This window comes from Hymenobacter mellowenesis (assembly GCF_030581005.1).
Lineage (GTDB): Bacteria > Bacteroidota > Bacteroidia > Cytophagales > Hymenobacteraceae > Hymenobacter > Hymenobacter mellowenesis.
In genome coordinates this window covers 401,140-427,833 of the sequence record NZ_JAUQSX010000003.1, presented here as the reverse complement: position 1 = coordinate 427,833, position 26,694 = coordinate 401,140, and the positions used below count along the sequence as shown (strand labels likewise).

The 26,694-nt window shown below is 60.4% G+C and carries 18 protein-coding genes; 9 read left to right on the top strand and 9 right to left on the bottom strand.

Translation table 11 applies throughout. The features are described from left to right. Position 1 precedes the first annotated feature (1 nt). From Q5H92_RS07940 to Q5H92_RS07930, 3 genes are read left to right on the top strand one after another with little or no spacing between them, the layout of a single operon-like run. On the top strand, positions 2-1,483 hold the full coding sequence (locus Q5H92_RS07940; protein WP_305010973.1) for a class I SAM-dependent DNA methyltransferase: 1,482 nt from the start codon (positions 2-4) through the stop codon (positions 1,481-1,483). Continuing rightward, positions 1,483-2,661: a restriction endonuclease subunit S gene (locus Q5H92_RS07935; protein WP_305010972.1), complete on the top strand. Its 1,179-nt coding sequence runs from the start codon at positions 1,483-1,485 to the stop codon at positions 2,659-2,661. The genes Q5H92_RS07940 and Q5H92_RS07935 overlap by 1 nt, the downstream gene beginning before the upstream one ends. A gap of 3 nt (positions 2,662-2,664) precedes the next feature. Further along, positions 2,665-5,997: a DEAD/DEAH box helicase family protein gene (locus Q5H92_RS07930; protein ID WP_305010971.1), complete on the top strand. Its 3,333-nt coding sequence runs from the start codon at positions 2,665-2,667 to the stop codon at positions 5,995-5,997. A 10-nt stretch (positions 5,998-6,007) separates the two neighbouring features. Here the strand turns inward: Q5H92_RS07930 and Q5H92_RS07925 are convergent, their stop codons facing one another. Continuing rightward, a complete protein-coding gene (locus tag Q5H92_RS07925; protein WP_305010970.1) occupies positions 6,008-7,867 on the bottom strand; it encodes a YecA family protein in 1,860 nt (619 codons plus the stop codon). Between the two features lie 126 nt (positions 7,868-7,993). Here Q5H92_RS07925 and Q5H92_RS07920 point away from each other — a divergent pair, with 126 nt between their 5' ends. Continuing rightward, a complete protein-coding gene (locus Q5H92_RS07920) occupies positions 7,994-9,721 on the top strand; it encodes a DUF262 domain-containing protein (RefSeq protein WP_305010969.1) in 1,728 nt (575 codons plus the stop codon). Between the two features lie 677 nt (positions 9,722-10,398). Here Q5H92_RS07920 and Q5H92_RS07915 read toward each other — a convergent pair. Continuing rightward, a complete protein-coding gene (locus Q5H92_RS07915; RefSeq protein ID WP_305010968.1) occupies positions 10,399-13,263 on the bottom strand; it encodes a CehA/McbA family metallohydrolase in 2,865 nt (954 codons plus the stop codon). A gap of 132 nt (positions 13,264-13,395) precedes the next feature. Beyond that, positions 13,396-13,755 (bottom strand): hypothetical protein, encoded by a 360-nt coding sequence (locus tag Q5H92_RS07910; protein ID WP_305010967.1) that lies wholly within the window; start codon positions 13,753-13,755, stop codon positions 13,396-13,398. A 180-nt stretch (positions 13,756-13,935) separates the two neighbouring features. On the opposite strand from Q5H92_RS07910, the gene Q5H92_RS07905 reads away from it, so the two are divergent. Genes Q5H92_RS07905 through Q5H92_RS07895 form a run of 3 tightly spaced genes read left to right on the top strand, consistent with a single transcriptional unit; the run spans position 13,936 to position 16,915 of the window. Next, complete coding sequence (locus Q5H92_RS07905) at positions 13,936-14,409, top strand: LexA family protein (protein ID WP_305010966.1); 474 nt, start codon at positions 13,936-13,938, stop codon at positions 14,407-14,409. Further along, positions 14,384-15,676 (top strand): Y-family DNA polymerase, encoded by a 1,293-nt coding sequence (locus Q5H92_RS07900; protein WP_305010965.1) that lies wholly within the window; start codon positions 14,384-14,386, stop codon positions 15,674-15,676. Before Q5H92_RS07905 ends, Q5H92_RS07900 begins: the two co-directional genes overlap by 26 nt. 57 nt (positions 15,677-15,733) lie before the next feature. Beyond that, on the top strand, positions 15,734-16,915 hold the full coding sequence (locus Q5H92_RS07895) for a phospholipase D-like domain-containing protein (RefSeq protein ID WP_305010964.1): 1,182 nt from the start codon (positions 15,734-15,736) through the stop codon (positions 16,913-16,915). Positions 16,916-17,257: 342 nt separating this feature from the next. On the opposite strand, the gene Q5H92_RS07890 is transcribed toward Q5H92_RS07895, so the two are convergent. From Q5H92_RS07890 to Q5H92_RS26640, 3 genes are all read right to left on the bottom strand, one after another. Then, complete coding sequence (locus Q5H92_RS07890; protein ID WP_305010963.1) at positions 17,258-19,207, bottom strand: IPT/TIG domain-containing protein; 1,950 nt, start codon at positions 19,205-19,207, stop codon at positions 17,258-17,260. A gap of 61 nt (positions 19,208-19,268) precedes the next feature. Beyond that, the gene (locus Q5H92_RS07885) at positions 19,269-21,743 is read right to left on the bottom strand and encodes a T9SS type A sorting domain-containing protein (RefSeq protein WP_305010962.1); all 2,475 of its coding nucleotides are present in this window, start codon (positions 21,741-21,743) and stop codon (positions 19,269-19,271) included. A 202-nt stretch (positions 21,744-21,945) separates the two neighbouring features. After that, positions 21,946-22,182 (bottom strand): helix-turn-helix domain-containing protein, encoded by a 237-nt coding sequence (locus tag Q5H92_RS26640; protein WP_369811127.1) that lies wholly within the window; start codon positions 22,180-22,182, stop codon positions 21,946-21,948. A gap of 230 nt (positions 22,183-22,412) precedes the next feature. On the opposite strand from Q5H92_RS26640, the gene Q5H92_RS07880 reads away from it, so the two are divergent. Then, the gene (locus tag Q5H92_RS07880) at positions 22,413-22,892 is read left to right on the top strand and encodes an SH3 domain-containing protein (protein ID WP_305010961.1); all 480 of its coding nucleotides are present in this window, start codon (positions 22,413-22,415) and stop codon (positions 22,890-22,892) included. Between the two features lie 12 nt (positions 22,893-22,904). Continuing rightward, positions 22,905-23,372 (top strand): hypothetical protein, encoded by a 468-nt coding sequence (locus tag Q5H92_RS07875; RefSeq protein WP_305010960.1) that lies wholly within the window; start codon positions 22,905-22,907, stop codon positions 23,370-23,372. 79 nt (positions 23,373-23,451) lie between these two features. Here Q5H92_RS07875 and Q5H92_RS07870 read toward each other — a convergent pair whose 3' ends face one another. The 3 genes from Q5H92_RS07870 to Q5H92_RS07860 all read right to left on the bottom strand — a co-directional run bounded on the left by Q5H92_RS07870 (position 23,452) and on the right by Q5H92_RS07860 (position 26,659). Continuing rightward, the gene (locus Q5H92_RS07870; RefSeq protein WP_305010959.1) at positions 23,452-23,958 is read right to left on the bottom strand and encodes a cupin domain-containing protein; all 507 of its coding nucleotides are present in this window, start codon (positions 23,956-23,958) and stop codon (positions 23,452-23,454) included. A 65-nt stretch (positions 23,959-24,023) separates the two neighbouring features. Further along, positions 24,024-25,715 (bottom strand): glycoside hydrolase family 43 protein, encoded by a 1,692-nt coding sequence (locus tag Q5H92_RS07865; protein WP_305010958.1) that lies wholly within the window; start codon positions 25,713-25,715, stop codon positions 24,024-24,026. A gap of 14 nt (positions 25,716-25,729) precedes the next feature. Continuing rightward, on the bottom strand, positions 25,730-26,659 hold the full coding sequence (locus Q5H92_RS07860) for an ROK family protein (RefSeq protein ID WP_305010957.1): 930 nt from the start codon (positions 26,657-26,659) through the stop codon (positions 25,730-25,732). Positions 26,660-26,694 lie beyond the last annotated feature (35 nt).

Genomic DNA, 26,694 nt, shown 5'->3' with positions numbered 1-26,694 from the left:
AATGATTACCGGAGAACTACGAAGCAAAATTGACCGCGTGTGGGAGGCCTTCTGGACAGGCGGCCTGTCGAACCCCATCACGGTTATCGAGCAAATGACCTACCTGCTGTTTCTGCGGCGGCTGGATGACCTGCAAACCCAGCGCGAGCAGAAGGCCGCGTTTCTGAAGAAGAACATCGAGAACCCCATCTATCTGCCCCTGGAGCAGGAGTTGCGCTGGAGCTATTTCAAGAACGCCGACCCGGACGTGATGTACCGGCTGTTCACGAAGGAGGGCGGCGTGTTTGACTTCCTGAAAAGCATGGGCGTGCGCGATGGCTCGTTTGCCAACTTCATGAAGGGGGCTACGTTCATGATTCCGACCCCGCGCCTGCTGGCCCAGGTCGTGGACATGCTGTCGGCCATCGACATGGACGACCGCGACACCAAGGGCGACGTGTACGAGTACCTGCTGAGCAAAATTGCCTCGGCGGGCCAGAACGGGCAGTTCCGCACCCCGCGCCACATCATCAAGATGATGGTGGAGATGGTGAAGCCCACGCCCGACGACATCATCTGCGACCCCTCGGCGGGCAGCGCGGGCTTTCTGGTGGCGGCTGGCGAGTACCTGCGCGAGCACCACGCCGAAGCGCTGCTGAAGCCCGAGGTGCAGAAGCGCTTCCAGGAGCAGACGCTGCGGGGCACCGAGTTCGACCCCACCATGCTGCGCATCGGGGCCATGAACCTGATGCTGCACGGCATGGACAACCCGCACCTGGTGCAGGTAGACGCGCTGAGTGAGGACAACGCCGCCTTCACCGACCAGGTGACCGTGATGCTGGCCAACCCGCCCTTCAAGGGCTCGCTCGACCGCGAGGCCGTGGACCCCAAGCTGCTCAACATCGTGGACAGCAAGAAGACCGAGCTGCTCTTCCTAGGCTTGATTTTGAAGGGCTTGCAGTTGGGTGGCCGGGCGGCGGTGATTGTACCCGACGGCGTGGTATTTGGCAACAGCAAGGCGCACCAGACCATCCGCAAGGCCCTCGTGGAGCAGCACCGGCTCGAAGGTGTGGTGAGCATGCCGGCCGGCGTGTTTAAGCCCTACGCGGGCGTGAGCACGGCCATTCTACTCTTTACCAAGACGGGAGTGGGCGGCACCGACCAGGTGTGGTTCTACGACATGCAGGCCGACGGTTTCAGCCTAGACGACAAGCGCCAGCCAACCACGGCCAATGACATCGTCGACGTGGTGGCCCGCTGGCATCACCGCGCCGCCGAGGCCGGCCGCGCCCGCACCGAGCAGAGCTTCCTAGTGCCGGTAGCCGAAATCCGGAGCAACAACTACGACCTGAGCATCAATCGCTACAAGGAGGTCGTGCACGAGCAGAAGCTGTTCGACAGCCCCGAAGTCATCATCGCTCAGATTGAGGCGCTGGATGAGGAACGACGGGAGCTGCTGGCGGAGTTGAAGTCGATGGTGTTATCAGATGGAGTAGCCGCGTAATGAGTTCTAATCACACAACTCTGAGCGAGGTTGCAGACATCAATCCGAGAGCGGATTGGAAGTCAGTGAATCAGCACTCTATTGTCTCTTTCGTTCCAATGGCAGCGGTGTCTGATATTGATTACCGTATAACCGCAGAACAAGAACGCCCGCTTGAGGAAGTCAAAAAGGGGTTCACCTATTTCCAACGAGGCGACGTGATTCTCGCCAAAATAACCCCATGCTTTGAGAACGGAAAGGTCGCACTTGCAGATATTCAGCACGAATACGGATTTGGCTCGACTGAATTTCATGTTATCCGGGCGAAGGAAGGCGTGACCCATCCTAGATTCCTTTACTACTTGCTGCGTCAACCTTCAATCATTTTAGAAGGAACCAAGAATATGACAGGCAGTGGCGGACAACGGCGAGTGCCGAAGGTCTTTCTTGAGAATCTGCCTTTGACGCTCCCACCGCTTGATATACAGCAACGAATCGCCGATACCCTCGACACTGCCGACGCACTCCGCCGCAAGGACCAAGAGTTGCTGCGGAAATACGACGACCTCGCGCAAAGCATTTTCTACGAGATGTTTGGCGACCCCGTGACTAACACGCAGAAGTGGAGTGTACTCAAAATATCAGATATGATTGACTTCATGACTAGCGGGTCACGAGGTTGGTCAGCATACTATTCAGAGCAGGGTGACCTGTTCATTCGCATCAATAATGTGGTCAAGGGGAAGCTCGTACTTGACGACGTGGTGTATGTGAATGCTCCCGACAACGCGGAGGCTAGACGCACACGGGTGCAGCCAGGTGACGTGCTGGTTTCCATCACGGCCGACCTTGGTAGAGTCGCAGTAATACCCGAAGGCATCGGTGAAGCATTCATTAACCAACACCTTGCTTTACTTCGTTTCAAGCAGGAGTTTGTGCCAGAGTACATTGCGTTTTATTTGAGCTCGTCTGCTGGTCAGGCGCAGATTCAGCGCAACAATAAGGGCGGCGTAAAAGCGGGGCTAAACTTCGCCGATATTCTGGGCATTGATATCTTGGTTCCACCTAAGCATCTTCAGCAGAAATTTACTGACGCAATACGAGGAGTCGACGAACTTGCCATGTTGACGAAGGCAAACATTCAAACCAGTATGTCTCTATTTGAAAGTCTTTTAAGCGCGTCTTTTACTACAAACTAGCCGGTGTCCAACTTCTCCTTTCTACCCACCCAGTGGAGCGCCCTCGCTCCTACCCTGCAACAAGCTGAGCAGCATGTGTACACGGCCGCGCCCTACGCGGCGGTGCTGTGCCGCAAGGCGCTGGAGGAATGGGTGCGGTGGATATATGAGAACGACAAGGACTTCGAGCAGCCCTACGACACCACGCTCAACTCGCTGCTGTACCAGCCGAAGATGCGCGAGCTGCTGGCCCCCAGCCTGTTCACGCAGGTGAACCTGGTACGCAAGCTGGGCAACGACGCGGCCCACGGCACGCTCACCATCCGGCCCGAGCAGGCGCTGCACGTTCTTCAGCTCCTGCACGGCTTCACGGCCTGGGTGGTGAACATGTACAGCACCGAGCGGGTAGCGGTGCCGGTCTTCGACGTGGCCCTGGTGCCGCAGGAAGCGCCGGCCATCAGGTACCAGGAGAAGCTGCGGGAAGCCGAAGCGGCCTTCCGCCAAACTCAGGACCTGAACCGGCAGCTCCAGGCCGAGCTCGACCGCGTGAAGGCCGCCAAGGAGTCGCACGCCAAGCTGCCGCCACCGGCCGACCCCAATGAGGCCATCACCCGCAAGCTCTACATCGACCTGCTGCTGGCCGAAGCCGGCTGGGACCCCGAAGGCCCCAACGTGGCCGAGTACAAGGTGACGGGTATGCCCACCGGCAACGGCCAGCACAACGGCGCCGGCCGCATCGACTACGTGCTGTGGGGCGACGACGGCAAGCCCCTGGCCGTGGTGGAAGCCAAGCGCACCAGCAAAGACCCCAAGGTGGGCCAGCACCAGGCCAAGCTATACGCCGACTGCCTGGCTAGCTCGCACGGGCAACGCCCCGTGCTGTTCTACACCAACGGCTTCGAAACCTGGCTCTGGGACGACGCGCAGTACCCGCCCCGGCGCGTGCACGGCTTCTACAAAAAGGACGAGTTAGCGCTCCTGATTCAGCGCCGTACCACCCGCTCGCCGCTCACCACGGCCCCCATCGACCCCGCCATTGCCGACCGCTACTACCAGATTGAAGCCATCCGCAGTGTGGGCCGGGCGCTGGAAGCCCGCCACCGCGAGGCCCTGCTGGTGATGGCCACCGGCACCGGCAAAACCCGCACCGCCGCGGCCCTCATCGACGTGCTGAGCAAGTGCGGCTGGGCGAAGCGCGTGCTGTTCCTGGCCGACCGCAACGCCCTCATCTTTCAGGCCAAAAAGGCGTTCACCAAGAGCCTGCCCAACCTGCCGGCCGTCGACCTGACCAAGGACAAGGAGCACAAGCAGGCCCGTGTGGTGTTCAGCACCTACCAAACGATGATTCACCTCATCGACCAGAGCTACGACCAGCAGCAGCGCACCTTCGGCGTGGGGCATTTTGACCTCATCGTGTTCGACGAGATTCACCGCTCGGTGTACAACCGCTACAAGGCCATTTTCGAGTATTTCGACGGCTACCGGGTGGGCCTCACCGCCACGCCCCGCGCCGAAGGGGACCGCGACACCTACCACCTGTTCGGGCTGGAGCCGGGCGTGCCCACCTTCGCCTACGAGCTGGACGATGCCGTGAGCGACGGCTACCTGGTGCCGCCGCTGCGCGTGTCGGTGCCGCTGAAGTTCCACCGCCACGGCATCAAGTACCACGACCTGACGCCGGCCGAGAAGCTGCAGTACGAGGAGAAGTTTGCCAACCCGCTCACGGGCGAGTTTCCCGACGAGGTCGACAGCGGCGCGCTCAATACCTGGCTCTTCAACGAGGGCACCGTGAACCAGGTGCTGGCCTACCTGATGACGCACGGCGTGAAGGTGGCCGGCGGTGACCGCCTAGGCAAAACCATCATCTTCGCTCGCAGCCACCCCCATGCCAAGTTCATTGAGGAGCGGTTCAATGCGCAGTATCCGCAGTACAAGGGCGGGTTCTGCAAGGTCATCGACAACTACGAAACCTACGCCCACGACCTGCTCAACGAGTTTTCGGAGAAAGACAAAACCCCGCACATCGCCGTGTCGGTCGACATGCTCGACACGGGCATCGACGTGCCCGAGGTGGTCAACCTGGTGTTTTACAAGCCCGTGCGCTCCAGCGCCAAGTTCTGGCAGATGATAGGCCGGGGCACCCGCCTGTGCCCCGGCCTGCTCGGCGACAACCAGGATAAGGAAAACTTCCTCATCTTCGACTTCTGCGAGAACTTCGAGTTCTTCGACCTGAAGCCCAAGGGCATCGACGCCCGGCAAGGCAAGTCACTGACGCAGCGCCTGTTCGACCAGCGCCTCAAGCTCATCTTCGCCCTGCAGAAGCACGAGGAGCCGGAGCACCAGGAATACGCCGACGAGCTGCGCCAGCACCTGCACAAGCAGGTGACGCTGCTCGAAGACGAGAGCTTCCTGGTGCGCCAGCATTGGCGCGTGGTGGAGAAGTACCGCGATGTACACCAGTTCAACGCCCTCAACGAGCTGGACGTGAAGGAACTCATGGACCATCTGGCCCCCATCGTGTTTGAGGCCGAGCAGGACGAGTTGGCCAAGCGCTTCGACCAGCTCTGCTACACCATGGAGCTGGACGTGCTCAAGAATGGCTCCATCGCCGCGCACCTCGTGCTGGAAACCCGCTCACTGGCCGACGCCCTCTCCAAGCGTACCACAATCCCGATGGTGGCCGAGAAGATGCCGCTCATCAAGCAGGTGCAGGGGGCCGCTTACTGGACCGATGTGCCGCTGGTTAAGCTGGAGCAGCTGCGCCACGACCTGCGCCACCTGATGCGCTTCATCCAGACCGACAAGCGCCCGCCCATCTACACCAACCTCGACGACGAAGTGCTGGCAGTAGCCGAGCCCCAGGCCATCATCACCAAAACGAACAGCCTGGAGGCGTATCGCAAGCGCATGACCCAGTTCCTGCAGGAGCGGCGGACCCACCTCACCATCCACAAACTGCGCACCAACCAGCCCATCGAGGCCGGCGAGCTGCTGGCGCTCGAAAACCTGCTGTTCGAGCAGGGCGAGGTCGGCACCCGGGCGCAGTTCGAAGCCGCCTACGGGCAGCAGCCGCTGGGCAAATTCGTGCGCTCCATCGTGGGCCTAGAGGCCACCGCCGTGCGCGAGGCGTTCAGCGCCTTCATCAACACGCCCTCGCTGAACGCGCAGCAAATCCGCTTCCTCGACCTTATCGTGCAGTACCTGAGCAGCAATGGCTTCCTCGAAACCGAGAAACTGTTCGAGGCACCCTTCACGGAGGTATCGGCGCATGGGCTGCTTGGCGTGTTCAATGCCACGCAGGCTGGCGAGGTGGTGTCGATGCTGGAGCGCGTGAACCAGTACGCCGAGGCGGTATAGTCCCAGTGGTTTACCGGCCGTGGCACTTTTTGTATTTCACGCCGGAGCCACAGGGACAAGGGTCGTTGCGCCCTGGCTTTTTTGGTGCTGCCTTTGACCCTAGTTCATTCAAAAAGACCGGTTTACCAGCCTTCAGACTATCTCTCCAGTCCATCACGGAAGGTTTAATGAGCTCGTGGTCGGGAGCCGGTGCACCATACTTGAGGTGGTCGTAGAGTTCATCGAAGAAATCCGAATAGTTGGGGTTCAACTGCACGAAGTCCAGCCCTCGTTTGAGTCCAGAGTCCAAGCTACCGTGATGGATGAATGAACCGACGAACTCCAACTCATCGCTCCCTAGTACTCGGCCCTGCACCTCCTGACGCTGGCGCAGGTACTCTGTCAGCTTGCTGAAATCCCACCCTAAGAAAGACCAGGCGTCCGCCATGGCTTCTAGGTCCCAGATGTTGACGGCCCAAGGATACGGCTCCGCCGGGTCCTTTTCAAGTAGCAGGCTCAGATTAGTAGCCAAGTGACCGAAGTCGTCACGGGTCAAGCAGACGCAGAAGCATTCAGTATGTTCCTCAGGTTTGAGCGTGATTACTAATTCCCCCTTGTCGGAATAAAGCGGCACCTCTTCACCAGCAGTCAGGCGACGCTGTATTGTAGCTGCTTGCTCAAATGCGTGCTGAATACCTGAATCCTTTCGGAAACTTTGCCGCAGCCGCTCGAACGCTCTTTCCGGCGTGCGCGACGGCTCAACAGGCGGGCTGGCCTTCGCTTCCACTACTACAACCACATTCCCCGCCACCAGCAACAAATCGTGTTCTTTGTGCGCCTTCGGGGTCTCAAATACTGTACTGAATACTTGGCCGTCCTTGCCCAACAACCGCCTGAACTGGGCTTCTCCTTCCCTTTCCAGCACATTATCGCGATACGTGAAGACTCGTCTTCGGTCAGGGCCTGTGGCCAGCGCACCCTCGCAGGTACGAAGGACTGCCTCGAACAAATTATTGGCAACGGGGCAACTGGCATACTCATCGTCCAAGACTATCAAGGGCTTGAAATCAAATATTGAGTCTTCAGTAGGATAATTCAAGGTGTCCCCCTCCCCCCGGCTGACGGCGTAACGCTCCCAAAAGGCCCCGGCTTGCGTAGGGAATACTGCTTCAATGTCAGTGCGTGATATTTGCCCCTGCCGTTCGTACCTCGAGAAATAACCATAAATTATGGGGTAATTCTTACGCAGTAAGTTCCGATAATCCGGGTCGTCACGCCGCATGAAATCCCCACTCTCGAAAAGGCGCTTTTGCTCGCCTTCCAGTTTGGATTGCAGTTTCATCATGGTCCGCATATTGCCCTCCATGGTCTGAGCAATGAAGTCCATTATCGCTAGCGAGTCACTGGCTGAAATACCGATGGCCTGCACGAGTTGGGTGTCGAAGGGGGTGCAATAAGCACGGATGCGCTCCTTGATTTGCTCAATATTCGCAATCAAGCTGGTGTTGAAGTAGTGCATGAATACCGGTCCGGCAACTTCGCGCGCACGCCACCAATCCTCCGATTGCTCACCAGGCTGGTCAGGCAGGAAGAGTCCCTCATATATTCCAAATGCGCTATTCAGAAGGGTTACGCATTCACTCCATTCAGCGAACCCAAAATCACGGGGTTCAGCAGGCTCTTCGGTTGCCAGCAGCAAACCCAGCAGAAATGCTCTTTGCCGAGCAGGCGACTCCAGCCCGGTGAGGCCCGGAGGCATTTGTTTTCCAGTACCTGCGACCCGCAGGCGCGTGGCGTAAAGCATCTCAGTGACCTCTGAGGTCGACGAGTTAGCCAAGATGCCCTTTAGGGCGGCAACGAACTTTTCGAGTTCACCAGTGATGTCGGCCATGCAGTTAAAAAACGAAGATTTGTGTACTATACTCAGGGGGTTTTGCCCTCAAGGTATGTCCGTTGCGCTTCGGGTGCCAAACCGAGTTGTTACGAACCGATATATTTGAGGTCTACTGACCGACTCATGTCCACTGACAACCTCACCTACACTCTACGCGAGTTACTAATTGAGCGCGATGTGCGCCTGCGCGTCCCCAGCTACCAGCGAGCCTACAGTTGGGACCGAAACGAGTGGCAGATATTCGTAGATGACTTGCAGGAACAGGCGGATAGCGCCTACGCGCACGAGCACCACTACTACCTGGGCCACTTCTTGTTCGAACCAACTCGCGAAGGGCGAACCGGGCTTATTGACGGTCAGCAACGTCTCACCACGGCAATGTTATTTACTGCCGCCGCGTTGCCGCACTTGTCCACCGAAGCCTCTGCATTATCTGGGCAGGCCCGGGCAGTGCTTCTACGGGCTGGCGTGCCCCGGCTGCTGGCGGTAGCTTACGACCAGCGCATCTTTGAACGCCTGCTGGAAAGGGCCGTGAATAACGAGCGCCGACTCGTGGGCGGCAGCACGACCGCCGCGCAGTCTAAGATGACACGAGCGGTAGACTTTTTCACCGAGTGGCTGAATGAGCAGGAGGACGTGTCCCTCATCGCTGGCCGGCTGCTGACCACGCTGCTGCAAGCGCAAGTCACGACCTTCACGGTCAGCGACGCCCGGCAGGCTGCGCAGCTCTTCGAATTACAAAACGACCGAGGCCGGCAACTGACCGATGTTGAAAAGTTGAAGTCTTATTTCATCTACCAACTTTACCTCAAACTTCCAGCCGATGAGGCCGAGGGAGCCATTGACCGTGTACACCGGTGTTTCGAGGATATTTTCAAATCCGCCCCTCACATCATGGGGCTTTCTGAGGACGATATCCTTCGTTTCTACTTCTATGCCCAGCACGGTGGCTACCAGAACGACTCCGTGTTGCATGTGCTGAAGGCACGAGTGAAGGAAGGGCAAATCAGTGCCCGCACCATATTGGATTTCTGCGAGCAGTTGAGTCAAGCGTTCACCTTCATTGAAGAATATCAGCGCCCAATCCACGGTGCAGCAGTAGCCAACCTGCTGCGTCTTGACGCCTACCCCAACGTAGTGTATCCGCTTCTACTGCGAGCCTTCTTCCAGATGCACGAGGGCGACCACAAGCTCTCGGAGGTGTGGCCTACCATCATCAAAATCAGCCACGTGCTGGAAAAGTTAGTATTCCGCTTCGCGCTAATCAACTCCCGAGCACGCGAAACGGACCGGCTGAATGAGGTACTACTTGATTTGCCCCTCGATGCCCGCGCGTTGGAGAGCAAGCTGAGTAACCTTCTCTCCTCCTCAGGCTACTGGTGGTACTGGCGCGACGAGGCGTTCATACAGAGTCTTGAAGCGCTTTCCTACCCCAATCGAAGGGCCATCTATCTGCTGTGGCAGTACGAGCAAAATCTCCAGCGCCGGGGCTACGAAGTGGCCGCCTCAGAGGTAAACCTAAACGAGCTTGAACACATCGCCCCCCAGACCGAGAATCAGAACCCCAAGCCCGGCTACAGCAACTACCATGACGTGCGATTCAATCAGGAACACCGCAACCTGCTGGGCAACCTACTCTTGATTACCCGCAGCCACAACGGCAGTATTGGCAACATCGCTTTCTCAAAGAAACTAGAATCCTACCAGCAAACCCCATTGGCCCAGCAGCGGGAGATTGTCGACTTTTTTGAAGAGGACGAGTCCCAACGCTGGGGACCTAAGCAAATTCAACGTCGGCACAATCACTTGGTCGAATGGGCACAAAAGAGATGGAGCTTCTCGCAGTCCTGAAACTACAATCGGGTCTTCTCCATAGGTTGACACGAGAAGAATACTAACACGGAGCATCTGCGGGCGAAGACATGTGTGGCTCCACTCTCATTCTGACAAGTTGTATGACGTCGTCACTTTCGCGCTCATAGATTTATCTACCTCGGTTTAGATGCATAGATTGTCGACGAGGGCCTTGCAGTTCTTTGCACGTGCCCCTCGTCGGCGAAATGATGTCATTCTCGTCGTCATGTGAGCTCGAATTTTAGCCGTCGTGTGAGCTCGTCAGGTTGCTGCCTAAACAAGTCAGCCCCCTTGCCCCCAAAGAGAACTGAGTTGTTATTGCTGCCTCTGCACATGACCGCGCCATACTACGGGGTGCAAATGGGAGTCGTCACAAGTCTGGAAAAACGTTGCTCCCAGTCCGCGAATCATGAATGATACAGGGATTATTGACCCGCGGACCAGCCTAGGAGCTGGTTAGGCAACTGCTCGGGGTTGTCGTCCAGTACGAAACCCCGCGAAAAGACCTTTGAGGGGAGTTGCTGTACCCAACCCTCATTAATAAGATAGGAGGGAATTTGCGAGAAGTCAAGCAGCTAGCTCATTTTTCTTGCGGAGCCGACTAATATTTTTCTGATTCTCGCAAAATGGACTCTCCGCAGCGGGAGCACCGAGCCCTCATTAAGGCGCTCCAACTAGTTGACCACTAGCTTCCGGTAAGCCGTCCCACTACCATATTCCACCCGCACCGTGTACAGCCCAGGCGCCAGAGCTGGCACAGTGAGCGTATGAGGTCCAGCTACCTGCTGCTCGCCAGTTGCAAGGACCTCCACCCGCCGGCCCAATGCGTCCATCACCTCCGCCCGCACTGCGCTGGCCACGGGCAAGAAATAGGATAACGTAGCCGTACCGGCCGTCGGGTTCGGGAAAACCGTCAAAGCCACTTCCTCGACCCCGGGCGTCGTGGCCGTGATGATGCGTCGTGTGTACCAAATGGGCGACGTTACGATGCTGTCTCCGTCTGCTTGTGCCACCACCGCGTAGTAATAGGCCGTCGTGTTCACGCCCTGCGGGTCCACGTAGCTCAGCGCTGTCGCCCCGGCCGCCGCCGTGGCCACCACTACGGGCTTGCCCCCGCTGCCCGGCACCCCGCGCAATACCTGTACCGAGCTCACCGGCTCGTTGTCAGCATCGCTCACGCTCACGCTCATCGAGGCCGGCACCTGGTCAGCGTAAATCGACCCCATGGGCTGGCTGTTCAGCGTGAAGGTCACCTCCGCGTTCCAGTCATCCGACGCATAAAAGTGCCGCTGCCGCAGTGCGTCCATAATGTCGGCCTTGGTCAGCGCAGGTGCCAGCACCACCAGCCGGCTCTGGGCCGTGCGCAGGAAGGTAGTGTTGTGATTGTCGTGGTCAATGGTGATGCCCGCGTGGTAGCCCTTGGCCAGAAGTGTCTGAAAATAGGGCGTGTAGCTGCCGCGCGACGGGTTGGTGTAATTGGTATTGGTTGACGTGGCCGGCCCCGAGCGCAGGACCGTGCCCACGATGGCCGAGTCGGCGCGCGGGCTGAGAGCCGTACCGGCCAGGTTGCCATAATCCGTGCGGTTGGGATGAGCCAGGGTGGCGAATGCGCCCGGTCTACGGTTGACTTCGCGGAACAGCGCCTGGTAATCATTGCGGGGCGTGAGCACGTCGTAGTTGCCCGGCTCCCAGCCCAGCAGCTGGTTCACGCCATACACCACTACGTGGCCTCCGCCTGAAATCACGCCCCACTCCATTCCATACAGCGCCACGAAGCTGCTCGTTGTGGCCTGGTCAGCTTGTGTCAGCCCGCGCGCGTAGTTGGGCAGGCTCATCCCCGCGCCGGCGTGGTTGTGCTCCGAGATGCCCAGAAAGTCCGAATGCAGCGAGGCCGCCGCGTACTGAAAGTCCTGCAGGGGCGTCACCGCCAGCCCGTCCTGGTTGCCGTCCGAGTAGCTGCTATGCGCGTGGATGTTCCCGCGGAAGGGCAGCAACGTTCCCACCGGCGGCACCGGCACCCCGTACACCACCGTGGCAAAGAAGGACGTCATGTAATTGGCCGAGCACCCGGCGCCGTTGTAACCAAACACCGTCACCCGATACTGGGTGCCGGGCACCAGGTTCGTCACCGTCACACTGGTCGTCGTACTCGGGCCGGCGTATACCACGAACGCCCCACCGCCTAACGCGCTGCCTCCGCCGTAGCTGGTGCTGGCCGTGTAGCCCGTCGCATTCGCCGGAAAGGCCCCCACGGGCCCGGTCGGCTGCACCACCACCAACGTATTGGCCCCGTTGCCCGGCGTCCAGCCAAAGGTGGCCGACGTGCGCCCGGCGGCCGTCGCCGTGCCGTTGCTCGTCGCCACCGTTGGCGAGGCTGCCAGCACGCACGGCGCCGTAGTAAAGGTGCCCGTGGCTGGCGTCGCCTGCAAGTAGTTGGTCGTGCAACCCGTGCCCAGCAGTTCGTACACTTGGTAGGCGTAAGCCGTGTTCGGCTGCAGGTTCGTCACGTTCACCGTAGTGCCCGTTCCCGCATACACCACGAAGCCGCCGGTCCCCAGTCCCGAGCCGCTGCCGAAGTTGGCGTTGCCGTTGTACACGCTGCCGTCTGTCGGCGCGGTGGCCGCTGCGCTGGCGGGTCTCACCACCACCACGCGCCCGGTCCCGTTGCCCGCCGTCCAACTCAGCGTTACCCCAGAACTGGTCAGGTTGGACGTCACGGCCGCCGTTGCGCCCTGCGTCGGCGCTGGCCCCAGCGTGCAGGGCGCCGTCACGTAGATGTTGTCAAAAATGGCATTCTCGGCCGCTGTGGTCGCATGGTTCCAGAAGCAGCCCACCCAAGGCAGCGCCGTGGTAGCCAGCGAAGAGTCCTTGCGCACCCCGATGCGCGCGTAGGTCGCGGTGGTCGGGTCGTCAAAACTGGTCGTGTTGGCGCTCACTTCCAGCGTCCAATTGTCTTCGTCCGGCGCGTACAGCACCCGCACCGTGTGCGCCGGCCCAGTTGTGGCACCTGTGGCCGCTGGCACGCTCACCGCCGCCAGTGTGCGCAGATTGGTAGGCCCCACCAGCCCGCCCGTGTAGCGCACCAGCTTCAAACTGTCGGGCTGGCTCGCGTTCCCGTACACCACGGCGTACCCATTGCCCGTCGTGAAGTCGGCCGCACTACCCGCCAGCACAAAGGCAGCCCCGTAGTTATTGGGCCCAAATCCTGACGGGTTGGGCCGCGACTGCTGCATGTTGAACAACCACGTCAACTGGTCGGCGTTCTGACGGAGCACCGGGCTGTAGCGGCCCGATACGTCCCGCGACACGAAATCCTTACCCAGCACCCCACTGCTCAGCTTGAGTTGGTTGCTGACAATGGCTGCACCCGTGCCGGTTGTGGTTTCAGTTTCCACCCAGCCCGCGCCCACCGTGGGGCTGTCGGCTCGGTTGAAGTCGTCCAGCAACGTGGGGGCCGGCGCTTGGGAAAAGGCAACGGTCGAGGTCAGCAGCGTCAGCCCGGTCAGCAGGGTGCGGCGGAGGGTATTGGGTATCGTCATGAGGTGGGAATGAGGAATTAACCTGGATACGACTACGGCGCCGGAGCCGTTGTATATCACGGGCTCACCATCCGTCTTCCCACAGATTCGTTACCAACGAAGATAACGCCGCGCTCACCCCTCCTGCTGGGATTAGGCTGCTTGCAATTCGTCTTCGCGGTAACAATCCCAAAATCCATCGTCGAGCCGGTACACGTTGACGCGGTGAAACCACCCCGTTTCGGTGAAACGCTCCCTTAGTTGGCCCCGCCAGATAACCCGGCGAGCCGGCGCACCGGGCTCTGGCTGCACCCGATGGCCCAGTTCGTAGACAAAAGGGATGACCGGCCGGAACACTTCCACCACGGGAAGGGCATCGTGCTCATCCTCTCGGTTGAAAACGTCGTCGTATTCAGGATGCCGGTCCTCGTCCTCTGGTACAGGCGTTAATTCGTCGTCGTCGTCTTCGTGCCGCTCTTCAGCAACATACTGGAGGTGTCTCGTGCTAGTCATCACGTACAGGATAATTACCCTGCTAAGCTACGTAGTATTTAGCATCCGCACAAAATCACGCAGAGCACTGAGCAGCAGACCATACGAACAGAATTCATGATATTCCAATATAGTTGGCGCATCAAATACTAACATTATTAGCCAATCCGTCGTTACTTGCATCCCCTAATTTCTCATGCCATGACGACGGTAGATATTTTACAAATTGCTCGCGAGCCGGTGTGGTTCATCCAGTGCGACACCCGAATCCCGGCGGGCTTCCCCAGTCCGGCCGAAGACGAAACCGGTGAGTTGGTGGACTTAAACAAAATCCTGCTCCCCCACCCCACGCATACCTACCTCGCCCGGGTCAACGGCACGAGCATGGACGGCCCGCCTTCTCACATCGTAGATGGCGCCTTGCTCGCCGTGGATTGCGCCCTTAAACCCCAACCCGGGCAAGTGGTAGTGGCCGCTGTAGACGGCGAGTTCACCCTGAAGCGACTGGTCAAGCGCGGGGATGCTTATTGGCTCGAACCCGATAACCCCACACATGCGGCCATCGAAATCCTGCGCCAAGGCCAGGTCAAGGTATGGGGCGTGGTCACCCACGTCGTCACGGAACTCATCAACGGGAAACTTCACGCCGATGTACGCGCTCGTCGACTGCAATAACTTCTACGTGAGCTGCGAGCGCGCCTTCCAGCCCCGGTTAGAAACCCGCCCAGTGGTGGTCCTGAGCAACAACGACGGGTGCATCGTCTCGCGCTCGGCCGAAGCGAAGGCGTTGGGCATCCCCATGGGGGAGCCGCTGTTCAAGGTGAAGCCCTTGATGGAGCAACACGGCGTGGTCGCCCTCTCCTCCAACTACGCGCTGTACGGCGACATGAGCCACCGCGTGATGAGCTATTTGGCTAGCCAAGCGCCGGAGGTAGAAATCTACTCCATCGACGAGGCGTTCCTAAGCCTGCACGGCATGGAGCGCTACCACGGCCCACTGGACGCCTACGCCCGACGGATACGCACCGAAGTCAAGCGGAGGACCCACATTCCCACCTGCATCGGCCTGGCGCCGACCAAAACCTTGGCCAAGCTCGCCAACCGCGTAGCCAAGAAAGACCCGTCCCTCGGCGGAGTCTTATTGCTCGATTCCCCCGAGCGACGGCAGTGGGCGCTGGAGCGGGTGGCGGTAGAAGACGTGTGGGGCATCGGCCGGCAGTATGCCACCAAACTACACGAGATGGGCATCACCACGGCCGCAGGGCTCGCCCGTTGCTCGGAAGCGGTTGCGCGCAAGCATCTCGGCGGGGTTGTCGGCGCCCGACTGGTACGCGAGTTACAAGGTTACCCATGCCACAAACTCAACCCCAGTGAGGACGGCACGCTGGCGCGGCAGACCATCGCCTGCACCCGCACCTTCGGCAAGCCCTTGTCACAGTTTGAGGACATCTTGGGAGCGGTAGCGTCTTTTGCCTCCCGTGCCGCAGAGAAGTTGCGGCGGCAGGAGTCGGCGGCGAGCGTCCTCACGGTATTCTTGAGCCAAAACCGCTTTGATACCACGCCCCCGCCGCATACCCGCTCGGCCCAGGTGACCCTTCCGGTCGCCAGCAACGACACCACCGAGCTCATCCGCGTTGCCCGCGCGCTGCTGGGGCGTGTTTGGCAACCGGGCACCGTGTATGTCAAAGCGGGGGTCGTTCTCGACGGCTTCGAGAAGGGAGGAAACGAGCAGTTGAGCTTGTTCGCTCCAGACCGGCATGAGCGGGTGGAGCGTCTCATGCAAAAGCTTGATTCTCTTAACTCTCGTTTCGGCAAGGGCAGCGTGTTGGTGGCTACCGCGCTGGGCTCATCAACCAAGCACGCCGGCCCGTGGAAAGGCCAGCAGCAACACCGTACGCCCGCCTACACCACCAAGTGGAATGAACTGTGGGAAATTGGATAGCCACCTGCGGGTGAACTTCCGGGGGCCTATGTTTGCGCGCACATCATTTGACTCCCTATGACTTCCAGCGCGTATTTTTCTGGGCTCAGCACCTTGGTCCAAGAGGAGCTACTCAAGGCGAAAACCAGCATCGAGGTTGCCGTGGCTTGGTTCACGGACCAGTCCATCTTCCGCGTGCTGGTGCAACAAGCCAGCAACAAGGTCCAGGTGAGGGTGATTATTCGCCGCGACGCCATCAATTTCAATGCGCTGGATGAGAAGCGCATTCCTTGGCAAGACCTGATTGCGGCCGGGGGGCAACTCCTTTGCTCACCAGATTACCCCGCTCTGCACCACAAGTTTTGCGTGGTGGACGGGCGAAGCGTCCTCACGGGGTCATACAACTGGACGTACGCCGCTCGTCGAAACCACGAGAACGTAGTGGTTTGTTCTGAAGCAGAGGTCGTCCAAGGATTTGGAAAGGCGTATGAAACCCTGTTCGGCGCGTCTAATCTGGTTAAGAGCATTCCGGCACTTCTTCCAGAAGACACATCTACTGGCGGGGAAGGACAGGCGAAGGAGGCAGCACTCGAACTCGCTCTTCGCGACGGCACCAAGGACAATACAACAGGGGAGTCGACGTACTACCAACTCGTTTGGGAATCCGACGCCGCTTATGCCGCCAAGAAATACAAGGATGCAGAGGCAGCTGCAAAGAAAGCGATACTGCTTAAGCCCCACCGAGTAGAGGGTTACTACGTGCTCGCAGGAGTGTACTGGCGCACAAATAAGCTGACGGAATGCTTGGCGCTGGCGGAAGTTGCCGAAACAGAAGCACCAGACGCTTCCCCAAAACAACGCGCCGACCTCTGGAACACGATTGGGTTGGCCTTGGATGGGCTGGGGAGATACAAGGATGCCGTCCGATATTTCGACCGTAGCATTAACAACGAGCCGGAAAACTCGATATGGTATAAGAACAAATACCTCACGATGCTTGAATGGCGGCCCAGTGAAGCAAAGCGGGTTGCAACAGAGGGTCGGCAACGGGCCAGTGCAGAAATTCAAAAATACAAAGACGGCAACGACAAAAGCCGTCTTTTGCGGGCCTACTTGGTGCAGTCAGGCTTGCGTGAGCACGAGCAAGCAGCAGCTCGCCGCCAAGATGCACGTGAAGCACAAGTGGTGTATGAGCGAATACCTGCCGAAGAGCGGGATTTGCACGACTTAGATGAAATCAAAAGGCTCTTACGGCCGTAGCGCAGAGGGCTTCACTTGGTTATCGGGTGAGCGCGTGTACGAGTAGTATAAGTCGAAAACTCGTATTTGTTACGAGGTAGACTCGTCCGAGCACAAATGGGTAGTGTTAGTACATTAGATAGCTAACTCCGTCAAACTAGTCTCATCAAGGTTCTGGTGTGACGGTTAGCAACTACGGCTTGAGGAAAAAAATTTGGGGAAAATTCTGGAGCTCGCGTATTCACGAGTACATGGTACCTTATCAACCCTCCCCCCGTGTTTGAAGAGAACTGCCCCACCCCCCGGGTTGATATAGTGTCCTTACTAATTCTCCAAATTCTCGGAGGTACTCTCGTCAGTTCCCTACTGAACCTGTATCGGGTAACGAGAAATTAATCCTTCGGGCGTTCTCACGACCAAGATGTAGCTACCACTGGGTACCTCCCCTATCGCCATCTCTCCCGTGGAGGAAACGGCACGTGCTGCCATCTTTTGCCCCAATAACGTATACAACGTTGCTTCTAGTGAGGAAGAAGTACCACTTCTGTATCCTTCCAGTTGCAGACGTCCCCCGGTCGGTACGGGGTTTGGCCAAAATCCTAGCTTGGATACTCCAGGGCTTACGGTACTAGTCGCGGTGCCCACTTGAAAAACCAAGCCTGCGGGGCCCGCGCCCGACGCCGTTTGCACGCTCACGGGCCCAGTGGTGACGCCTGGTGGCGCGACGGCAGTAAGCGTGGTGGGTGATGTTACCGCGAAGGAAGTTGCCGGTACTCCATTGAAATACACTGCCGTTGTACCGGACAAGCGAGCCCCACGCACCGTAACGGGAGTGCCTGCTGCCCCCTGAGCCGGAGATAAGCCGACTACTATTGCAAGGGGGCTGTCGCCAATCTTGACCAAAAATCCGGTGTGGGCACCGGGGTTGCCCACCTGAGTGGTGGAACCGAACCCGATGCTGGGCCCGGTGTAATAACCCGCCGCATAGACCCCGCCCCGGTGGTCCAGAGTCAAGGCTTGTCCAAACTCGCTGTAGGTGCCGCTGCTGCTGGTCGCCACCCAGTTGAAAGCATCGGTGGGGCTGAGCTTGGTCACGAAGAATTGGCCAAACCGCCGCCCCAGGTTGGGCATCACGATGTTGCCAAAGGTGGCCCCGATGCCGTAGTCTTGATAAAACCCCACCACGTAAGCACTGCCGTCGTCGTCAACGACCAAATCACTGGTCACGTCGTTGTCGGTGCTGCCGATTCCCTGCGCCCAGAGGTAATTGCCGTTGGGGTCGAGTTTGACCACGTAGCCGTCGAAGTTGCCGTTGCCCCGGTTGGGAATGGTGATGGAACCGAAGGTGGCAGAAGGCTGGCCATACCCCCCGGCAACCAACACGTTGCCGTCATAGTCCACTCCCACGCCGGCGGCGTAATCATAACCGGGCCCGCCCGCACTGCGCACCCAGAGCCAATTGCCGGCCGGGTCCAGTTTGCCAATGTAGCCGTCCTGCAAGCCGTTGGCCGTGAGGGTGAGGGCTCCGAATGCATTCGTCCCGCCGAAATTGCCGGTACAATACACGTTACCGGCCACATCCTGCGCCAAGCGTCCGCTCCGGTTTCCGGCGCGGACGGCCCACAACCAGGCACCTTGCGCGCTGCGTTTGGCCACAAACGCATTTTCGACCAGGGGCACCCCCTGCACCGTGACGGCACCAAACTGGACCGTGGTGCCCAGGAGGGTTCCGCCAAGCACCAGGTTGTCAGCGGCGTCCACCGCCAGGGTACTGATGTTAGACGCTTGCGGGAGGGCTGTGGCCCAGAGGCACACGCCCTGGGGGTCGTACTTGGCGAGGTAACTACAGAAGACACTGCTACTGGTGAGGGTGAAAGCGCCGAACGTGGCCGAGTATCGGAAATAGCCCGCCACGTACACGTTATCGGCCGGGTCGACGGCCACGGTGAAGCCCGCGTCATCGCCCCGGTCCCCGGCGCGCACGGCCCAGAGGGGCTGCCCGGCGGCGTCGAGTTTGGCCAGGAAAATGTCTTGGTCGCCGGCGCTGGTCAGGGTGGTGGCGCCAAACTCTACGGACCGTTTGAAGCTGCCGGTCACGTAGGTTTGCCCGCCCGCGGTGGTGGCAATGGCGGTGACGTCGCAGTCGTGTCGGTCCACCGTGCCGGCTTGCCCGAGGGTAGTCGTGCCCACGCCGGCGGCCCACGTGTAGGGCGGGGCCTGGGCCTTGGCGGGCGTTGAGCCGAGGCCGGCAAGCAGGAGGACGAACAGCAAGCGGGCCAGGGCCGGCGCAAACGAGTGGAGAGGTGAGCGCATAAGGGCAGCAAGTTAGGTGAAAGGGCGCTTCGCCGTGCGCTGGCTTAATCCGTGCGCTGGCTTAATCGATAATCAAACGCGTCGAGGCGGTTCCGCAACGCACGGTGTAGGTGCCGGATGGTAGGCCCGTGAGCTGGAGCGACACCGACGACGCATTGCCGGGCACGCGCTGCACGCGAAGCACCTTTCCGAGTACGTCGAGCACCTGCGCCGTGCGGGGATGTGGTTCCGGCACCAGCGTCAGGGTGGTTTCGCCACCCGCTGGGTTCGGATACAGCGTCAGCGCCTTGCGCGCGGAAGCGCCGGCGGCACTGCTCACCACGAAATTGGGCCGGTAGATGCCAAAGCTCGAACTCACCTTGGACCCGTCGGTTACGGCGCGGAAAATGCCGCCCGCTACCACGTCTCCGGTGTTTGTCACGGCCAGGGCCTGCACGTCGGCGTCGAGCCCGGTGCCCAGGCTGCTCCACGCCGCGCCATTCCACGCCGCGATGCGGTAAGCCGGCATTCCGTCGGCCGAAAAGAACGCCCCGCCCACGTACACGTTGGTGCCCTGCACCGCAATGGCCGAAACGGAGCTGTCAAACCCCGGTCCGCCCGTGCCAAAGGCCCGCCACGAAGTGCCGCCCCACACCGCGATGCTCCGGGTGGTAATTCCGCCGGCCGTTCGGAAGTTGCCGCCCACGTACAAATCGGACCCGGAGACGGCCAGGGCATTCACCGGGCCGTTTACGCCCGTGCCCAAGGCGCTCCAGGCGCTGCCGTTCCATTTGGCTACCCCGTTGACAACCAGGGAGCCGATGTATTCGAATTGCCCGCCGGCGTACAGGTTGCTCCCCTGCACAGCCAGGGCAAACACGAGGCTGTTGGGTACTTGCCCCAAGGTGGTCCACGTGGTCCCGTTCCATTTCAGCACCCCGTTGCCCCCGGCGTACAGGTCGGTGCCGGACACGGCCAGCGCGCGCACCTCGCCCAACAACCCACCGCCCACGGCGCTCCACGCCGTGCCGTTCCACCGGGCCACGTTGCGGGCGGGCACCCCGCCCATGCTCGTGAAGACCCCACCGGCGTACACGGTGGTGCCCGACACGGCCAGCGCCCAGACGTAGCCGTAGGGGTCGGCGCCCCCGCCCACGCTGCTCCAGGCACGGCCGTTCCATTTGGCAATGGCGGTGGTGCCGGCCACGCTGCCAACGCCGTAAAAGATGCCGCCCACGTACACGTCGGTGCCCACCAAGGCCACAGACGTTACCCAGCCGTTGAGTCCCTCGGATACGGCCCGCCACGTCGTGCCATTCCACCGCACAATGTTCGTGACCCGGCTCATGGCGGTGCTGTTGGGGCCTCTAGCGGCCACATACACCGTGGTGCCGGACGCCGCTACCACGTTCACTGGGTCGTCGGCGCCGCTGCCCAAGTTGCTCCAGGCGCTGCCGTTCCACTTGGCCACGTACTTGGCCGGGGTGGTGCCGGCGGTCAGAAAGCCGCCGCCTACGTACAAGTCCGAACCGGACGCGGCCAGGGACGAAACGGCAAAATCGGTGCCCAGGCCCAACGTAGCCCACGCCCCGCCGCTCCACTTGGCTACGTAGTGGGCCGAAGTGGTACCGGCCGAGGTGAAGGCACCACCCGCGTAGAGGTCGGTGCCGCTCACCGCCAGCGCGTGCACATTGTTGTTGGTGCCTTGGCCCAGGGGGCTCCAGGTACTGCCGTTCCAGCGGGCCACGTTGCTGGCGGCCACGCCCCCCGCAGTACTAAAAGCGCCGCCTGCGTACAGGTCGGTTCCCAGCGCGGCCAGCGCCAACACCGGGCCATTGATGCCGGTGCCCAAGGCCTGCCAGGCAGTACCGTTCCATTGGGCTACGGTGCTGACTGTCAGAGTGCCGGATTGGGCAATGATGCTGCCGGCATACACGGCAGTGCCCCGGGCCGCCAGGGCCGTTACCGAACCGCTCATGCCCGTGCCCAGCGGGCTCCACGCGGTGCCGTTCCATTTAGCCACGCGGCTGGCCGCCGCGCCGCCGGCCTGGGTGAAGTCGCCGCCGGCGCACACGTTGCCGTTCCCATCCACGGCCAGGGCGTTCACGCGGTTGTTGACGCCGCTGCCCAGGGCGCTCCAAGTTGTGCCGTTCCACTTAGCCACGTTGTTGGCCGTGGCGTTGCCAACCACGGTAAAATCGCCGCCGATGTACATATCCGTGCCGTTGAACACCACCGCCCAAACCGGGCCGTTGGCCCCGGGGAAATCAAATCCGTCCTGCCATTTCTCGTCGCCGACGCCCCGGGTACGCGCCGGCCGAAACACGGGGCGGCCATCTGGTGCGGTGCACAAGTGGTAGCCCTTGGCATCGAACGAGCCGCTAAGGCCGGGCCGTAGCGTTCCGTCCGGGTTCAAAACGTCGGTTAGAGAAGGCGGGGCTTGGGGCCGGCCTGATGCCCGAGTAGTGCCCGCCAGGGCCACCATCAGCGCCAGCGTGGAAAGAGCGGCGAAACGGCGAAAAAACGCAGCAACGCAAACAAGGGTAGAAATCATCATATAGGCACAATGAACAAATCAGCAATCTGCTGAAATGCAAAAGTATCCCTTGGTTAAATTTCTCCGGCTTGGGGTGGTTGATATGAGTACTTGGGTATGCCTTGCGCGCACAAGGAGCGCAGATGTCGAGTTCCTTTCCACGCGCTCTTTCGTCTTCATAGCAGACGAAAAACCCATCTTGTTCAACCCGTCCACGAAGCTCTCACTCGTCGGCTTCGATGCCAGGGCATGCTACCAACTCCTGCAGGGGAAGCCCGAGGGCTTTCGTAAGGGATATCAAAACGTCTAACGTCGCCGAAAACTGAGCCGTCTCAATACGATGCACCGTCATCTTGGACACGTTGGCGTAGTCGGCAAGTTCCTGTTGGCTCATGCCACGCTCCTCGCGTAGGCGCCGGAGGTGGGCACCGAAAGCTCTGATGCCAGCCGGGTTTTTCACGGTCGGCAAGCTCCGATTAGGCCGCGGCAAGTCTGTCTACATATATGTAGACTATCAAGGAAATTCGTAGTTTTGTGAGCCTTTGCGCGCCGTTTTTGAAAGTCGAGGTTGTCCAACTCCGAGTGTTCCGCTTCGAACCGGGCTTAGAACCAAAGCTAACAAGCAGCACGCCCCGTCAAGTATTATTAAACGAATTACCCTCTCCGATGCTCACTCGCCTTCTCGTGTCCATGTCGGTGCTCCTCGTTTGCAAAAACGGCTACTGCCAAAACACGAACAACGGAGTCATCATCTACAACAACCTCGTCGTTGAGCCTACCTATGTCCCGGTTGCTCCGCTAGACCCTGGCCCCAATCCAATTGACCGAATTTTGGAGAAAGAGGCTCGACGCACGGACATGATGGACCTCGAACGAAGACTAAAGGACGGCCAGACTCGCGCCCTCTACGATGACTTCACGTTATCAATTATGACGAGTGACGACGAGAGATACTCGTCCAAGCCCACGTATACCACTACCCAATTGGTCAATGTCCGCACTCGTGGCGGCGCTAACTACCCTATTATCAAGCAGCTTCCCAAAGGCACCACCGTGAAAGTAGTTGCGGGTGGAGATGACCTTTCTGATGGAGGATGGTGGGAAGTGTTCGTGCCCGGAAAAAAAGGAACTGGATACGTGCATCGCAAGTACTTGAAGGTGAAGCTCTAAATAAAGGCACCAATGCTGACATCCATGGCATCTTTGATACCTTTACACACTCCATCTCTGGCTGCCATTCAGCAAGGCGCATGGGAAATGGCAACCCTTCTTGTTGAAGGAGCTGATTTCGATACATCGAAGGCAGTTGTTGTCCAACTAACCAATATCGACTTCCTGAATGAGGGCTACGGGTACGACCTACTGAGCCGAATTTCAGCAGGCCTCGCCGGGTTCAAGATATGCACAAAAGGGAGCAAGAAGGGTGAAAAATACGCCACTCTTTTCTTTTCGCGTGTCGAATACATCAGGGCAATCCAAGGGCTTGAAGCTGAATTTAACCCGCTCTCCTTCAAAGACCTGACGTTACTACGACGGGTCATAATTGACTTGCGTCACCAAGGTAAGCTGACGCCGATTGAGTTGACCACGAGGGCGAAGCAGATGGCGCCCTTTACTGAGTTCGACATGACATTGAAAAAACGGAAGTAGCTCGCCTTGTAGATGCGTAACAAGCCGGACTCGGACCATGAACTGGCCAACTTCACCTCAGCCTCTCTACGCATTCGCCTCAACGACCAAAATCATCCTGCACGCGCACGATGTCCTGCTCATCAGAAGGCTGATTTGCATCGGTGTGTTGCCAGATTTCGGCCAAGATGCCCCAGCCGTCGAGGCCGATGAGGCGGTGGCGCTCGCCCTGGCGCAGGGTAATTTGCTCACCTGGCTGGTACGTTTTCAGCGCACCTTCGGCGTCGGTGTCGCTGGTGCTGACGCCCACGGGGCCCTGCACTACGCGCCAGATTTCGGCCCGGCGGTGGTGGTACTGCCACGAGAGGCGCTGTTGTGGGGCCACAATCAGGATTTTGGGGCTGAGCTTGCCGGAGATGCGCAGCGTGTCGACCTGCAAGCCATCGAAGTAGGCGTCGGCAAAGGCCTGGGCCTGGGTTTCGTCAATGACAAAAAAGCCGCCCCACGGCCGGGTCTGGTCCTGCGTGGCGATGGTGAAACCCTGGGCCTGCAGGCGGGCGGCCGTTTGCTGAAAGATGAGCGGTTTGGGAGTCGGGGAGTCAGACATAAACAAGGGGAAGGAATATTTCGGCAGAAAGCTGGAACCAGGCGCTGGCCGCCAGGGCCGATTAATTAGCGGGTGATGCGGAACCAGTCCACGTCGGCGTAGCCGCCGATGCGGGTGTCGGGCTGGGTACCGGCGCAGAACACGCCAACTTTTGCGCCGGTCCACTTGTCGGGCCGGGCCACGAAGGGCTGGCCGATAGGCTGAAACGTACGGCCCTCGTCGGTGCTGAAGCTGAAGCGGCAGGTGGCGTCGGGGCCGCTGACCTGCACGCGCAGCAGCGCTTCGTTGCCGGGCAGGCTCTGCTCGGCAACCACCTGCTCGGGCGCGCCGGAGGGCGCGTCGAGGCAGCGCATTTGGGCCACGTGGTAGCCGGAGGCGTTTTTGGTGATGGCCAAGTAAGAGTAGTCGTTGCCGACGATGAGCAGGCCGGCTTTTTTGCCCTGCCACACGTCCCACTCAATGTTGAGCTTGACCTTAGTGGTGGCCATGAAATCAGCCGCCGGAAATTTTTGCAGCAGCAGGTTGGGCACGGGCCACAGGTTGGGGGCGCCCTTGGGCACGGGCATCGCGAACAGGCGCAGGAAGCCTTTGCCGCGCAGCAGGGCGCTCCAGGTTACTTTCTGATTGGCCTGCCACTGCCATTGCAGGCCCAAGGTGTCGGAGCTGAATTCGTCGTTTTCGGCCGGGGTGCGGAGCGGATATGTCCGCCCCACGTCGGGCTTGCGGTGGGTGAGCACGGGCTGGCCTTTGCCGTCGCCGTCGGGGTCTTCGCCGATGACTGGCCAGTCGTTTTTCCACGTCATCGGCTGCAGGTGCAGCACGCGGCCATAGGCGCCGCGGTCCTGGAAGTGCAGAAACCAGCTTTCCCGGCCGTCGGGCGTGTCCACCCAGGCGCCCTGGTGCGGGCCGTTGATGGCGGTTTGGCCCTGGTCCATCACCACTTTTTCCTCCCACGGGCCATAGGGGTTTTGGGCCCGCAGCACCAGCTGCCAGCCGGTGGCCACGCCGCCTGCTGGGGCAAAAATGTAGTAGTAGGCGCCGCGCCGGTAGAGCTTGGGGCCTTCGGTGGTGTGGTTGGCGTCGTGGCCCGAGTAGATGTTGCGGCCCTCGTCGAGCACGCGGGTGCCGTCGGGGCTGAGGCGGTGCAGGGTGAGCACGCTGTTGATACCGGCGCGGCTGCCGGCCCAGGCGTGCACGAGGTAGGCCCGGCCGTCGGCATCCCAGAACGGGGCGGGGTCAATCAGGCCCTTGCCGGGCAGCACCAGCAGCGGCGCGCTCCAGGGGCCGGCCGGGTTGGCGGCCGTGATTTGGTAGATGCCAAAGTCGGGGTCGCCCCAGAAGAGGTAGAACCGGCGGTTGTGGTAGCGCAGGCAGGGCGCCCACACGCCGAAGCCGTGCTGCGGGGCGTCGAAAAATGCCTCCGGCAGCCGGGGCAGGGCGTTGCCGATAAGCTGCCAGTTCACCAAATCGCGCGAGTGCAGGATGGGCAGGCCCGGCGAGGCGTTGAAGCTGGAGGCCGTGAGGTAGTAGTCGGGGCCCACGCGCACCACGTCGGGGTCGGAGTAGTCGGCGTTGAGCACCGGGTTTTTATAGGTGCCGTTGCCCTGGTCGGCTGCCCAGGCGGTCGAAACGTAGGGCTTAGCGGCCGGGGTTGGTTGGCCGCTGGCGCCGCTGCTTTGCGGGCCCGCGACCCGGCAACCCGCCAGCAGTAGCAGCAGAACAAGTCTCGCTCCTGCCCTTTTCCATGGTTTGCGCATGCTGCTCATGCGCGCTAGGCCACCAGATAGGCCGCGCCAAACACCCCGGCGCTGTCGCCCAGCCGGGGCTTGACGACGGGCGTTTCGAACACGTGGTCGACCACGTAGGAAGACACCTTGCGCACGCCCTCGGTGTAGAGCCGGTCGATGTTGCCCACGCCGCCGCCGATGACGATGACGTCGGGGTCGATGATGTTGACGAGCACGCTCAAGGCGCGGCCAAAGAGGTCGGTCATGCGCTGCAGGGTCTGCTCGGCCACGGGGTCGATGCCGGCGGCGGCACGCGCCACGATTTCCTTGAGGGGGCGGGGCTGGTCGGCGTGCTCGGCGTAGTAGCGCTGCAAAGCCGGGCCGGCCAGCAGGCTTTCGTTGCAGCCGGTTTTGCCGCAGAAGCACTCCACGCCTTCGCCTTCGTGCAGGTAGTTGTGGCCCCACTCGCCGGCCAGGCCGTGAAAGCCGTCGAGCACGTGGCCATTTACCACCAGCCCGCCGCCCACACCCGTGCCCAGAATCACCCCAAACACCACCTTGGCGTTCGGAAACTGCTGCTTCACTACCCCGAGCCGGGTTTCGGCCAGGGCAAAGCAGTTGGCGTCGTTGGCCATTTCCACCCGGATGCCCAGCCGCTTTTCCAAGTCTTCTTTCAGCGGCATACCATTCAAACAGAGAGCGTTGCTGTTTTTCATCAAGCCCGTGCGGGGCACCAGCGTACCGGGCGTAGCCAGCCCCAGGCTCGGGGCCTTGTAGCCCACCGACTCCTGCATGTGCGCCACCAGCTTTTCAATCTGGGCCAGCACGTGCTCGTACCCCTGGTCGGCCCCGGTGGGCACCCGGTCGCGGAAAAGCACCTCCGGCTCCTGCGCCGATTTGAGGATGACGCCCTCGATTTTGGTGCCACCCAGGTCTAGGCCCCAGAGTTTTTCGTCGCGCAAAAAGCTGTTCATGTGGGTGGGATGGAGGGGGCGAGCCGTGGGAAAAG